The sequence below is a fragment of the Microcystis sp. M169S2 genome (assembly GCF_020245865.1).
In the GTDB taxonomy this organism is placed as follows: domain Bacteria; phylum Cyanobacteriota; class Cyanobacteriia; order Cyanobacteriales; family Microcystaceae; genus Microcystis; species Microcystis ichthyoblabe_A.
The window spans coordinates 1-13184 of sequence record NZ_JADBUB010000141.1 but is presented as its reverse complement, the minus strand read 5'-3'; the positions used below and the strand labels follow the sequence as shown (position 1 = coordinate 13184).

General features: G+C 45.7%; 11 protein-coding genes. 5 read left to right on the top strand and 6 right to left on the bottom strand.

Annotation, left to right across the window (positions count from 1 at the left end; all coding sequences use genetic code 11):
- Positions 1-42 precede the first annotated feature (42 nt).
- The 6 genes from IM485_RS14610 to tig all read right to left on the bottom strand — a co-directional run bounded on the left by IM485_RS14610 (position 43) and on the right by tig (position 5218).
- Positions 43-231: a peptidylprolyl isomerase gene (locus IM485_RS14610; protein WP_104395797.1), complete on the bottom strand. Its 189-nt coding sequence runs from the start codon at positions 229-231 to the stop codon at positions 43-45.
- 15 nt (positions 232-246) lie between these two features.
- Positions 247-1104, bottom strand: a complete 858-nt coding sequence (locus IM485_RS14605; RefSeq protein ID WP_104395798.1) for an alpha/beta fold hydrolase — start codon at positions 1102-1104, stop codon at positions 247-249.
- A complete protein-coding gene (locus IM485_RS14600) occupies positions 1082-1291 on the bottom strand; it encodes a hypothetical protein (protein ID WP_104395799.1) in 210 nt (69 codons plus the stop codon). The genes IM485_RS14605 and IM485_RS14600 overlap by 23 nt, the downstream gene beginning before the upstream one ends.
- Before the next feature lie 21 nt (positions 1292-1312).
- On the bottom strand, positions 1313-2647 hold the full coding sequence (clpX, locus tag IM485_RS14595; RefSeq protein ID WP_002803685.1) for an ATP-dependent protease ATP-binding subunit ClpX: 1335 nt from the start codon (positions 2645-2647) through the stop codon (positions 1313-1315).
- A 10-nt stretch (positions 2648-2657) separates the two neighbouring features.
- Positions 2658-3359 (bottom strand): ATP-dependent Clp endopeptidase proteolytic subunit ClpP, encoded by a 702-nt coding sequence (clpP, locus tag IM485_RS14590; RefSeq protein WP_002736918.1) that lies wholly within the window; start codon positions 3357-3359, stop codon positions 2658-2660.
- Positions 3360-3820: 461 nt separating this feature from the next.
- Complete coding sequence (tig, locus tag IM485_RS14585; protein ID WP_287743998.1) at positions 3821-5218, bottom strand: trigger factor; 1398 nt, start codon at positions 5216-5218, stop codon at positions 3821-3823.
- Between the two features lie 321 nt (positions 5219-5539).
- Between tig and IM485_RS14580 the strand changes: the two genes are divergently transcribed.
- The 5 genes from IM485_RS14580 (at position 5540) to dxs (ending at position 12955) form a co-directional block, all read left to right on the top strand.
- The gene (locus IM485_RS14580; RefSeq protein WP_104395801.1) at positions 5540-6577 is read left to right on the top strand and encodes an aspartate-semialdehyde dehydrogenase; all 1038 of its coding nucleotides are present in this window, start codon (positions 5540-5542) and stop codon (positions 6575-6577) included.
- A gap of 463 nt (positions 6578-7040) precedes the next feature.
- Positions 7041-7931: a 4-hydroxy-tetrahydrodipicolinate synthase gene (gene dapA / locus IM485_RS14575; RefSeq protein WP_104395802.1), complete on the top strand. Its 891-nt coding sequence runs from the start codon at positions 7041-7043 to the stop codon at positions 7929-7931.
- Positions 7932-8173: 242 nt separating this feature from the next.
- Entirely contained in the window at positions 8174-9922 is a 1749-nt protein-coding gene (locus IM485_RS14570; RefSeq protein WP_287743994.1) for a ribonuclease J, read from the top strand.
- Positions 9923-10200: 278 nt separating this feature from the next.
- Entirely contained in the window at positions 10201-10971 is a 771-nt protein-coding gene (gene larB, locus IM485_RS14565; protein WP_287743992.1) for a nickel pincer cofactor biosynthesis protein LarB, read from the top strand.
- A 73-nt stretch (positions 10972-11044) separates the two neighbouring features.
- Positions 11045-12955 (top strand): 1-deoxy-D-xylulose-5-phosphate synthase, encoded by a 1911-nt coding sequence (gene dxs, locus IM485_RS14560; RefSeq protein WP_287743991.1) that lies wholly within the window; start codon positions 11045-11047, stop codon positions 12953-12955.
- The last annotated feature ends 229 nt before the right edge of the window (positions 12956-13184 follow it).

Genomic DNA, 13184 nt, shown 5'->3' with positions numbered 1-13184 from the left:
TTGAAAACGCAGCTTATCGTCCAATTCCGGCTGTATAATTTCCTATACAAAAATCAAGCTTATCCCTTTAGCTTTCACAATAGCTTTAAGCAACTGAGGAGGTTTCGTAGCAAACACAGCAGCAGATATTTCTGGTTTTAAATCCTGGCGACGCTGTACCCCCAAATATCCACCCTGACGGCGTAACTCTTTATCCTCAATATACTTGTCAGTCACATCATTGAAACTCATTTCCCCTAGCAAACCCTAATTAATTTCTAAAAAATCTTGCAATTTTTGTAGATAAGTAGGGGCATCTTCTAACATGGGAAAGTGAGCAGTATTAGCCATCTCCACATACTGGATATTATTATTCAAATCCGCCGCCATTTTGCCCATTTTGGCAGGGATAATAATATCTTTTTCCCCCGATACTAAAAGAGTTGGTATCTTAATCTCAGCAAATTTACCCGGCATAATTTCCACTGCTTTTTTACTCACAGATGTATAAATTGTGCCTAGGGCGGCCTCGTAATCTGCCGCTAAAAAATCCTCTAAAAAAGCAATTCTTTCTGATTTTGGGATTGATCGATGCAAGAATCTCGCCATAAATAATCGATCGGCAAAAGGTACTTTTAAAAACCAATCATAACGAAACTGTACCACATACTTACCGAATTTATGAAAGGCAGCAAAAGCCGCTTTATTATACTCAAAAATGCCATTACAGGTTAAAACTGCTTTGACCACTCTTTCGGGGTACATAGTAATAAAAAAAGTCGCCACCGATGCCCCCATAGAGTGACTATTGAGATAGATTTTTTCCATTTCCAAACTATCTAAAAACAAGGCCAAATCAAGGGCATATTCTTCTAAATCGTAGGAAAGATCGGGGGATTTTTCCGGCAATTTAGACCGACCAAAACCCCGCATATCGTACAATAAACAATCAAAGCGATCGCAAATTGCCGCAGCCGTTGATCGCCAATAGCGTCCCGATCCTCCCCAACCATGAATAAACACCATCACCGGCTTTTTTTGGGCAGATTCCGACTGTCGAATCCACTCATAATAGTGGGGAACACCGCGGACAGTGATTGTTTTATCGATTATTTGAGTTTTCATGATAGATGTCGTCTTCCAGATTATCCCAAATCTTAGCGAGGGCAGTTTCGCTGACTTTTTGCCAGAAATCCGAGTTTGTCTCCTCCGGGATGAGGGTGACTAAAACCCTAGTACCCTCCGGAATCGGCACGTATTCGAGGAGTTCGATCCGGCCTTCTTTGACGATCGCGGGAACGGTATTCAGCATGGTTAACCTCGATTTTTCCCCTTAAGCGGATTCTTGACTGGGTAGAGAGGAAGGATGAACCAATAGCTCTGCCGTGGAACGTTTTTCCACCATTTCGCGGGTGATTAAACAGCGTTTCACGTCTTTGCGCGAGGGCAATTCGTACATGACATCGAGCATTAATTCCTCGACAATACCCCGTAGGGCCCGGGCCCCGGTTTTGCGACGATAGGCCTCTTGGGCGATCGCTAGGACGGCATCAGATTTAAACTCTAACTGTACATTGTCCATCTTCAACAGTTTTTGATACTGTTTCACCAAAGCGTTGCGGGGTTGCGTCAGGATAGCGATTAAAGCTTCCTCATCCAGGGGTGAAAGCGCCGCTAGGACGGGAATCCGACCGACAAACTCTGGAATCATGCCAAATTTGACTAAATCATCGGGAGTCATTTGTTTTAATAACCCTGCCGCTACCTTATCCTTACTAGCTTGGCCATCTCCCGGTTGAATAAAGCCCATGGATTTTTTACCGAGACGCTGATCGATCACCTTATCTAAACCGACAAACGCCCCACCGCAGATAAACAGGATATTGCTGGTGTCAATCTGAATACAATCCTGATAGGGGTGTTTGCGGCCGCCTTGGGGGGGAACATTGGCGATCGTTCCCTCTAACATTTTCAGTAAAGCTTGCTGTACCCCTTCTCCGGACACATCCCGGGTAATCGAGGTATTTTCGCTCTTGCGGGCAATTTTATCGATTTCATCGATGTAGATAATGCCTCGCTGCGCTTCTTCCACGTCTAAATCTGCCACTTGTAACAGACGCAAGAGAATATTTTCCACATCTTCCCCCACATAACCGGCCTCGGTTAAAGTGGTGGCATCGGCGACGGCAAAAGGTACATCGAGGATTTTAGCCAGAGTTTGAGCTAGAAGGGTTTTTCCCGATCCTGTGGGACCGATTAACAGAATATTAGATTTTTGCAGTTCGATGCTATCTTCTGGACTACCGCCACTGGCTTTTTGGGTTTGGATATCTTTGAGGCGTTTGTAATGGTTATAAACGGCCACAGAAAGCACTTTTTTCGCCTCATTTTGACCAATAACGTAGTCATCGAGGTATTTTTTAATCTCTCTTGGTTTGGGAATTTGTTCCCAAGTGGTTTTATTTTGGCCCGATCGCCGTTTGTTGGGACGTTCCTCCACTGGGGCGACCGGACTAGGCGGTTCCATCAATTCCTCATCGAGAATTTCGTTACACAGTTCCACACACTCGTCACAAATATAGACCCCCGGCCCGGCGATTAATTTTCGCACTTGTTCCTGGGATTTGCCGCAAAATGAACACTTGAGGTGGGAGTCGTATTTAGACATAGTTTATTATTTACAGGGAAGTAACGGGAACGGTAGGATCGGGCAGTTCGGGACGGGAAATCACCAGATCGATTAACCCATATTCTTTGGCTTCGACGGCCGACATGAAAAAGTCCCGTTCGGTGTCATTGGCGATGCGATCGTAGGGTTGACCAGTGTGGTGAGCCAGCATGGTATTGAGTCTCTGTTTAATATAGAGGATCTCTTTGGCCTGGATGGCGATATCACTAGCTTGACCTTGGGCTCCGCCGAGGGGTTGGTGAATCATGATCCGGCTACTGGGTAGGGACATCCGTTTACCTGCCGCGCCACCACAAAGCAGGAATGCTCCCATACTAGCGGCTAAACCGAAACAAATTGTCGCCACGTCGGGGCGAATTTGTTGCATGGTGTCGTAGATAGCTAGTCCGGCATAAACGGAACCACCGGGGGAGTTGATATAGAGTTGGATATCTTTTTCGGGATCTTCTGCCTCCAAGTAGAGGAGTTGGGCGACGATCGAATCAGCGACCTGATCATCGACGGGAGTTCCCAGAAAGACAATTCTCTCGCGCAGGAGTCGAGAATAGATATCAAAAGCCCGTTCACCCATGCCAGACTGTTCGATTACCACGGGTAAAACGTTAGCTAGGGAGTTTCTCCCCGTGTTGGCGTAGATAGCAGGGCGACAATTACTGGTAATTGGGTAGTCAGGTGATCTCGATTCGAGCATAATTTTTTCGGTTCCGCTATCACAATCTTAGGGTTTTTGCTTGGCTGTGGAGCTTTTACTGGCAAATGTTAAGCATCTTTAGCACTTCTGTCCATCTATTATGCCCTAAGTTTCCCCCGGTTGGCAGGAATCAGTCATCAGTTATCAGTTATCAGTTATCAGTTATCAGTTATCAGTTTTAGACACAGCAAGCCTTTTAGGGATTTAAAGAACATTTAAAAGGGGGTTTTTGGGGCAATTCTGAGTGTACTATCATGCCTAAAAGCCTGAAGACTCGTAAAATGAACTTGTTAATCCCGTTGAATTTTACCCCGTATTACGTGAACTAAAACCTGAAACCCTTGCTACAGCGCAAATTTAGAATTGCTGAGTTATCAGGGAATGGGGGGATGGGGGAATGGGGGAATTCAACTAATACCCCAACACCCCAACACCCCAACACGACTGCTAACTCCTTACGGTTATTCTTCCTCAGCCTCAGCTGCCAACACTTCCACTTCGGTGAATGCGAAGGTTTCTTCCGTTTCCTCCTCCTCGCTTGTTTCTTCCTCTAGGGAACCTTTGGGGACGAGGGTGATAGTAGCTTTTCCTTTCAGCCATGCCAGGGTGTTTTCCGCCAGGATTTCTTCGGTGATCACCTGTTCCAGACGCTGCCTATCTATGTCGCGATCGGACAATTGGGCCATGATATTAGCGATTTTTTCCGTTACCGCTTCGGGACTGACTTCAATGCCGGCGACTTTAGCCAATTCCTGCACCACCAGAGTCTGTTTCAGACTTTCGATCGCATCGGGACGGGTGCTTTCCCGCATTTTGGGAATATTATCTTTTGTAAACAACTGGTTGACATCTAGCCCCATTTGTTGAAATTCCATGAAGCTTTGGGTCAAAATATGCGTCACTTCCTTTTCGATCAGCGTCTCCGGTAAATCTAAAGTGGCACCCTTAACTAATTCCTTGGTTAAAGCGTCATAAATGCTTTCTTTGGTTTCCTTCTCCGCTTGTTCTTGGAAGCGTTTCTCTAAACTTGCTCTTAATTCGGCGATTGTCTCCTGATCGCTGACTTCTTGGGCAAAATCGTCGTCAAGCTCTGGTAATTCCTTTGCCTTTAACTCTTTCATCGTAATTGTAAAGATTACCGCTTTTGCTGCCACATCTTCTTTGGGATAATCTTCCGGGAAAGTCAAAGTCATCTCTTTGACTTCTTCCGGTTTCATGCCGACAATTCCTTCCACCATCCCCTCGATAAAGCGTCCTGCTTCCATATCCACCCGCAGATCTTCGCCGTCAATATCCGGGATATCCTCGCCAGTTTCGACGGATTTTCCCCGATAATCAACGATCGCCACATCTCCCAGCTGCGCCCCGCGATCTTCCACGGGAACCAATGTCGCTAACTGTTCTTGACGCTCTTTAAACCAATTTTCCACGGATTCGGGATCATAAACGGTTTCTTCGGCAGTAACGCTCAGATTTTCGTAATCTCCGAGAATAATTGTCGGGGCCACATCCACGGAAACTGAAAAAGTCAAAGCTTTACCCGGTTCATAGGCAGCGATCAAATCCTCAAACTGAGACAATAGCTGGGGATTACCCAGGGACTCGATCCCCTCCTGTTTTAGGGCAGATTCGAGGCAATTTTCGATTAATTCCTCAATTACTGCCGCTTTTACCGCTTTAGTTCCCAATCTTTGCAGAAGAATCTGACGGGGAACCTTACCGGGGCGAAAACCGGGTATATTGGCCGACTTCGCTAAATTATTTACCACTTTCTCGTGGGTGTTTTTCGTGGTTTCGGCGGGAATTTCAATTTCTAAACCTATCTGACTGGCAGGAAGCTTTTCCTGAATAACTTTCATTGATTTTTCTAGCTCTTACGACAAGGAACGTTTATAATAGGGTGAGCGGTGTTTACGCCTGCGGTGAATCCGTCCCGCTCATGATATTCTAGGGGAATAGCTGCAGTTGTTCCCCAAGCTGTCACAATCTTTTTATTTTAGCGGTCAATGGGGTATATTTAATTTATTCCGTCCTTGGGGCAGTTAAGCCCAATCAGAAAATTTTGCTGATCAAAAGCCGATCAATCCAAGCTTGAGAATAACTCGGTGGACAAAAAAGATTTTTTACTTTAACGATTTCTTCGGATCATCATCACCCAACTCGTCAGGAGGTCACACAATTTGAGTCAAAAAGTACGGGTCGCTATTTTAGGGGCCACCGGGGCCGTGGGAACGGAATTACTAGAGTTATTAGCTAGTCGTCATTTCCCTCTCGCTAGTCTAAAATTACTGGCTTCTGAGCGTTCTGCTGGAAAAACCCTCGATTTTCGGGGCGAAAGTCTCCTCATCGAAGCGGTAAACGAGCGATCTTTTCAGGACGTGGATATAGTTCTCGCTTCTGCGGGGGGGTCCACCTCGAAAGCTTGGGCGAAAACTATTGTCGAGTCGGGTGCGACGATTATCGATAACTCCAGTGCTTTTCGCATGAATCCCGAAGTGCCTCTGGTTGTCCCGGAAATCAATCCCGACAGTGTGGACAATCACCGGGGCATTATCGCTAATCCCAACTGTACGACAATTCTTTTAGGAGTGGCGATCTGGCCTCTCCACCAAGTACAGGCGATCGAGCGAGTAGTAGTTTCTACTTATCAGTCCGCCAGTGGTGCTGGAGCGCGAGCCATGGAGGAGGTAAAACAGCAAGCGCAAGCAATTCTTGATAATCGGCAACCTCCCACTAATTCCTTCCCCTATCCCCTCGCTTTTAATCTTTTTCCCCACAATACCCCGATTAATGGTCAAGGGTACTGCGAGGAAGAAATGAAAATGGTCAACGAAACCCGCAAGATTTTTGCTTGTCCAGGACTGCGGGTTAGCGCCACCTGTGTGAGGGTTCCCGTGCTGCGGGCCCATTCGGAATCGGTTAACCTAGAATTTAGTCGGCCTTTTTCTGTGGTGAAGGCTAGAGAAATTCTTCAATCCGCTCCGGGGGTAAAATTAGTGGAAGATTGGGACGCTAATTATTTTCCCATGCCAATTGATGCCACCGGTCGCGATGAAGTATTAGTGGGACGCATTCGTCAAGATATATCCCATCCTAACGGTCTAGAATTGTGGCTATGCGGCGATCAAATTCGCAAGGGTGCGGCTTTAAATGCCGTACAAATTGCCGAACTTTTAGTCAAGAAAAATCTCGTCGGTTCAAGATTAGCAACAGTTTGATAATTAAGCGATCAGCCATCAGCTAGATCGAGGCGATAATAACTAGACCTCTGGTAAAAATCAAAAATTGTTGTTAGGGTTAGGCTTCGGCCGTGAGCTCAGCCGAACGGAGCCAGTAGTCAGTAGTCAGGAGGATTAAGAATGAATAATAATCAATTAAATGGTCTATTTACAGATTTTAGGCAATTTAATCCTTATTTTTGCAGTTTTTGAACCCTCAAAAATTAATTATGGAAGAGGTTAACTAGAAAAATAGCTAATTAATCGGATAAATAAAGTCTGATTGTTGATCGCTCAAAAACCGATAACAAAGACCGAATCTAAAACCTAATTTGTTAAGCTGAAAGCATCGACGTACTTAGTTTCTAACCTTCTTTTTAGGTAGGGGGATTGCCAGATTCTTTCTTTTGCCTCTTGCCTTCAGAAACTGATAACTGATAACTGATAACTGATAACTGAATCAATGAGTGAAACATATTTTGGACGAGTAATTACGGCGATGGTGACTCCCTTCACTGTCGAGGGCCAAGTTAATTATGCTATGGTGGAAAAATTGGCCGATTATCTAGTTACCCACGGTAGCGATGGTATAGTGGTCTGTGGGACGACGGGAGAATCACCCACCCTAAGTTGGCAGGAAGAATACGAACTATTTAGTATTGTCAAAAAAGCGGTTAATGGTCGGGGAAAAGTGATTGCGGGGACGGGTTCTAATTCCACTTCCGAAGCGATCGAAGCGACCCAACAGGCTGCTAAACTGGGTTTAGATGGTTCTTTACAAGTGGTTCCCTACTACAATAAACCTCCCCAAGAGGGTTTATATGAGCATTTTTGTGCCATTGCCAAAGCTTGTCCCGATCTGCCAGTGATGCTTTATAATATCCCTGGTCGTACTGGTCAAAATATGACCCCAGAAACGATTATTAAACTGGCAGCAGTTGATAATATTGTGGCGGTAAAAGAAGCTAGTGGTAATTTAGAACAAACCTGTAAGATTTACTGTCATACTCCTGAAAATTTCGCTATTTATTCCGGCGATGATTTTCTCACCTTACCCCTAATGACCTGTGGTGCGGTGGGAGTGGTCAGTGTTGCCAGTCATCTGGTGGGAGAAGAAATTCAAGGAATGATTCAAGCTTTCTTAACTGGAGACGCGGCCAAAGCGATCGAGATTAATTTGAAATTATTTCCCCTGTTTAAAGGTTTATTCTGTGCCACTAATCCAATTCCAATTAAAGCGGCCTTAAATCTAGTCGGTTGGGAAGTGGGGGGTCTAAGACTTCCTTTATGTTCCTTAAGTCCCGAACTAGAAGAAGGATTAGCAAAAATTATGCAAGAATTGGCTTTAATCTAGAAAAATACTAGAAAATTTGGCTAACTAAACTAGGATTTTTTCGAGAAATAGGTTATAATGTTAATAGCTTCACTAGAATAAAAGAAATATAGTTTAGAACTGCTAGAAAGTATTGATACTAAGTGACTTTAACTAGGTGTTATTTACCTAGTTAGACTTATTCTAACTATTCATTTTTTGAGATTTCCCGTCCACAAAAACCACCTGAAAAATCAACATAACTTACCATCAAAGGATACCTAATGAGTCAAGATAAAACCCAAGCAAAACTAAAGATCATTCCCCTAGGAGGATTACACGAAATCGGCAAAAACACCTGTGTTTTTGAGTACGATGATGAGATTATTCTCTTAGATGCTGGTCTAGCTTTTCCCTCCGACGATATGCACGGGGTCAATGTAGTGCTTCCCGATATGACTTATCTAAGAGAAAATCGCCATAAAATTAAGGGTATGATCGTCACCCACGGTCACGAAGATCATATCGGTGGCATTCCCTACCATCTCAAACAATTTGATGTACCAATTATCTACGGTCCGCGTCTAGCCATGGCTTTATTGCGGGATAAATTGGAAGAAGCAGGATTAGCAAATCGTACCAAATTAGAAACCGTTGCTCCTCGGCAAATGGTGCGTTTAGGTAAATCTTTCATGGTGGAATATATCCGCAATACCCACTCGATCGCCGACAGTTTTTGTGTAGCAATTCACACTCCTTTAGGGATAATTATTCACACAGGAGATTTTAAAATTGACCATACTCCCGTCGATGGCGAATTCTTTGATCTGCAAAAAATTGCCGAACATGGCGAGAAAGGGGTGCTATGTTTATTGAGTGATTCCACTAACGCAGAAGTACCCGGTTATACTCCCTCGGAAGCTTCCGTTTATCCCGGTTTAGAGCGGGTTTTTAACCAAGCAACGGGACGGATTATGATTACTACCTTTGCTTCCTCGGTGCATCGGATTAATCTGGTGTTGAAATTGGCCCAGAAATTTAACCGGAAAGTGGTGGTAGTGGGTCGATCGATGTTAAATGTTATCGCTCATGCGCGCAATTTGGGGTATATAAAATGTCCCGACGATCTATTTGAACCCTTGAAAGCGACCCGCAATTTAGCCGATGAGAAAATCGTCATTTTAACCACAGGGTCCCAGGGGGAACCTTTAGCGGCCATGACGCGGATTTCTAAGGGTGAACATCCTCATATTCGTGCGCGTCAGGGGGATACGATTGTCTTTTCCGCTAATCCGATTCCGGGTAATACCATCGCCGTGGTCAATACAATTGATCGCCTGATGATGCAGGGTGCTAACGTAGTTTACGGACGCGATAAGGGAATTCACGTTTCCGGCCATGGTTCCCAAGAAGACCATAAATTGATGCTATCTTTGACCCGGCCGAAGTTTTTTGTGCCAGTGCATGGAGAACACCGAATGTTGGTCAAACACGCTCAGATGGCCCAAAGTATGGGTATTCCCGCCGAAAATATGGTGATTGTCAAAAATGGTGACACGATCGAGTTAACTAGCGATCGCATTGGCCTCGGCGCACCAGTGCCATCAGGAATCGAGTTAGTTGATCAAGCGGGTGTAGTCCACGAACACATTATGCAGGAAAGACAACAGTTAGCCGAAGATGGTGTGATTACGATCGCCGCCTTCGTTAACGCTGAGGGACAATTAAGCGCACCTCCAGAGATTAATTTGCGCGGTGTGGTGACAAAAGTGGAAATCCCGCTGCTGAATCAGTTAATTATTCGGGCGATCGAACGCTGTTTAAGCGATCGCATCGGTGAATTTAAAACTGCGACGGGGGACCCAGATTGGGCCGGTTTGCGGGCCGAAATCGAGACGACTTTGCAACGTTTAATCAAACGGGAGTTAAAGAGTCAACCTCTAGTGATTTTCCTCCTGCAAGCGGCGGTAACGGAACCAGCGAACAATCGTACTTATCGCCGCCGTCGTCCGGCAGCTACCATGGCCTCCTAATATCAGTGAGCAGTAATCAGTGATCAGTAAACAGTGAAAAGATGGCAAGAAACTGCTATTTAATACTGGTCACTTAACACATAAGTAGTCGTGCAAAATTAATTTCCTAGTGAAGATAGGCAAGAGGCAAGAGGTGGTTAGATATGTGTAATTAATTTTGCTTAGGTACTTACTGCTCACTTAAAACTCAAATCTGATAACTGTTAACTTACCCACTGATAACTGATAACTGATAACTGATAACTGTTAACTTACCCACTGATAACTGATAACTGACCATGTTCCATGCTGCCGATTTGCGATCGCTGCTGACCGCCGTTGCCAGGGGAGAAATTAACCCGGAGACAGCCTTAGATAAACTTAAACATCTGGCCTTTGAACCGGTGGAAGACTTTGCTAAAATTGACCATCATCGTCAATTAAGAACGGGATTTCCGGAGGTTATCTGGGGACCGGGTAAAACCACCGCTCAAATCGCCCAAATTATCGGTGTTTTGCGTCAAAATAGTCCCGTGGTTATGACCACCCGGATTGAAGCAGAGATAGCAGCCCAGCTACAGGAACAGGTAACAGACTTAGTTTATTATCCCTTAGCCCGCATCTGTGCCATTGCCGCAGCCGCTCCAGAAAATCCCCCAAAAGGGATAATTTCCATCCTAACGGCGGGAACTGCCGATATTCCCGTAGCGGAGGAGGCGGCGGTTACTGCTCAATTATGCGGTTTTTCCGTGCAGCGTCTCTGGGATGTGGGAGTAGCGGGAATTCATCGCCTCTTGAATCATCGCCATCTACTGGATGCCGCCGATGTGTTAATTGTTGTTGCGGGAATGGAAGGAGCCTTACCAAGTGTGGTAGCGGGATTAGTTGATCGCCCGGTGATCGCCGTTCCCACCAGTATCGGTTACGGAACCAGTTTCGGCGGTATTGCTCCTTTGTTAACTATGCTCAATTCCTGCGCGGTCGGCATCGGTGTGGTTAATATAGATAATGGTTTTGGGGCTGCCATGTTAGCCGGCCAAATTTTACGCACGGCGGCCAGATTAGCTTAGATTTTTACTCATCTCCGACTGGAAATCCTATACAGTTGGTATAGGGATAAACTACTTTGAAAAAGAAGCCGATATGCACCTAAGTGAAATTACTCATCCCAACCAGTTACATGGTTTATCACTCCGTCAATTAGAAGATATTGCCCGTCAGATTCGCGAAAAACACCTCCAGACGATCGCCGCTACTGGTGGACATTTAGGACCGGGGTTAGGAGTCGTAGAACTAACGATCGCCCTTTACCAAACCCTCGATCTCGATCGCGATAAAGTCCTTTGGGACGTGGGACACCAAGCTTATCCGCACAAACTCCTCACCGGCCGCTATAACGATTTTCACACCCTGCGCCAAAAAAACGGCGTTGCGGGCTATCTAAAACGTTGCGAGAGCAAATTTGACCATTTTGGAGCTGGACACGCCTCCACGAGCATTTCTGCGGGGTTAGGAATGGCTTTAGCTCGGGATGCCAAGGGGGAAGATTTCAAGGTGGTATCGATCATCGGGGACGGCGCTTTAACTGGAGGTATGGCCCTAGAAGCGATTAACCATGCTGGACATTTACCAAATACCAACATCATGGTTATCCTCAACGATAACGAGATGTCCATTTCCCCCAACGTCGGGGCAATTTCCCGCTATCTCAATAAAGTTCGTTTGAGCGAACCCGTCCAGTTTATCGCCGATAATCTCGAAGAACAATTTAAAAATCTACCCTTCTTCGGTGACTCCCTCACTCCCGAAATGGAACGAGTCAAAGAAGGAATGAAACGGTTAGCAGTTCCCAAAGTTGGCGCAGTGATTGAGGAATTGGGCTTTAAATATTTTGGCCCGATTGATGGTCATAATATTCCCGAATTAATCGCCACTTTTAAACAGGCCCATAAGGTCCACGGACCAGTTTTCGTCCACGTTGCCACCGTGAAAGGCAAAGGCTACGAATGGGCCGAAAAAGATCAAGTGGGTTATCATGCCCAAAATCCCTTTAATTTAGCCACGGGTAAACCGATTCCCTCCAGTAAGCCGAAACCTCCCGCTTATTCCAAAGTTTTCGGGCATACTCTCACTAAATTGGCGGAAAATGACCCGCGCATTATCGGTATCACCGCCGCTATGGCCACCGGGACGGGATTAGATAAATTTCAGGCAAAACTACCGAAACAGTATATCGATGTGGGAATTGCCGAACAACACGCGGTTACTCTCGCTGGTGGTCTTGCTTGCGAAGGAATGCGCCCGGTTGTCACTATTTACTCTACTTTCCTGCAGCGGGCTTTTGATCAGATTATTCACGATATCTGCATTCAAAATCTACCGGTTTTCTTCTGCATGGACCGGGCCGGTATTGTCGGGGCCGATGGACCGACTCACCAAGGGATGTACGATATCGCCTACCTGCGTTGTATCCCCAATATGACCATTATGGCCCCCAAAGATGAGGCGGAACTGCAAAGAATGGTGGTGACGGGGATTAATCATACCAGCGGCCCCATTGCCATGCGTTACCCCCGGGGCAACGGTTTAGGGGTTCCCCTGATGGAAGAGGGTTGGGAAGCTTTACCCATCGGTAAGGGCGAAATTCTCCGCAGTGGCGATGATATTCTCCTGTTAGGATACGGCACTATGGTCAACACTTCCCTACAGGTGGCCGAAATCCTCAGCGAACACGGCATCGAAGCCACAGTGGTTAATGCTCGTTTTGTCAAGCCCCTTGATACAGAACTTATCTTTCCCCTTGCCCAACGTCTTGGTAAAGTGGTGACTTTGGAAGAAGGTTGTTTGATGGGTGGTTTTGGGTCTGCGGTTTTGGAAGCTTTACAGGATGCTAATATTCTAGTTCCAGTCAAGCGTTTCGGGGTTCCCGATAAATTAGTCGACCACGCAACACCAGAGCAATCCTTCGCTGATTTGGGTTTAACCAGTCCCCAGATTGCCCAACAGGTTTTGGCGGCATTTTTTAGCCAAAAACAAACCGCTAACGTCGGTTAAAATCTCAAGATTAGCTTGGCCAGTTTTCCTGAAAAATTAGGGAAGACTGGTTTTTTTTGCTCTAGATAGTCAATGAAGACTGCCAGCAATATAGCAAAGAGCGGGATAGTTAGGACATAATAGAGAAAAAGAAATGAGGAGAAGCTTTCATGGCAGCACCCTATAGTGATGATTTAAGACAGAAAGCAGTGAGTGCCGTAGAGCGAGGGGAGAAAAAAAGCCATGTCTG

What these genes read in the sequence shown, in the direction of transcription:
- IM485_RS14570 (WP_287743994.1), top strand. Translation starts at nt 8,174, where the DNA reads ATGAGTCAAGATAAAACCCAAGCAAAACTAAAGATCATTCCCCTAGGA.
- dapA (WP_104395802.1), top strand. Translation starts at nt 7,041, where the DNA reads ATGAGTGAAACATATTTTGGACGAGTAATTACGGCGATGGTGACTCCC.
- clpP (WP_002736918.1), bottom strand. Translation starts at nt 3,359, where the DNA reads ATGCTCGAATCGAGATCACCTGACTACCCAATTACCAGTAATTGTCGC.
- IM485_RS14605 (WP_104395798.1), bottom strand. Translation starts at nt 1,104, where the DNA reads ATGAAAACTCAAATAATCGATAAAACAATCACTGTCCGCGGTGTTCCC.
- IM485_RS14610 (WP_104395797.1), bottom strand. Translation starts at nt 231, where the DNA reads ATGAGTTTCAATGATGTGACTGACAAGTATATTGAGGATAAAGAGTTA.
- clpX (WP_002803685.1), bottom strand. Translation starts at nt 2,647, where the DNA reads ATGTCTAAATACGACTCCCACCTCAAGTGTTCATTTTGCGGCAAATCC.
- IM485_RS14600 (WP_104395799.1), bottom strand. Translation starts at nt 1,291, where the DNA reads ATGCTGAATACCGTTCCCGCGATCGTCAAAGAAGGCCGGATCGAACTC.
- larB (WP_287743992.1), top strand. Translation starts at nt 10,201, where the DNA reads ATGTTCCATGCTGCCGATTTGCGATCGCTGCTGACCGCCGTTGCCAGG.
- dxs (WP_287743991.1), top strand. Translation starts at nt 11,045, where the DNA reads ATGCACCTAAGTGAAATTACTCATCCCAACCAGTTACATGGTTTATCA.
- tig (WP_287743998.1), bottom strand. Translation starts at nt 5,218, where the DNA reads ATGAAAGTTATTCAGGAAAAGCTTCCTGCCAGTCAGATAGGTTTAGAA.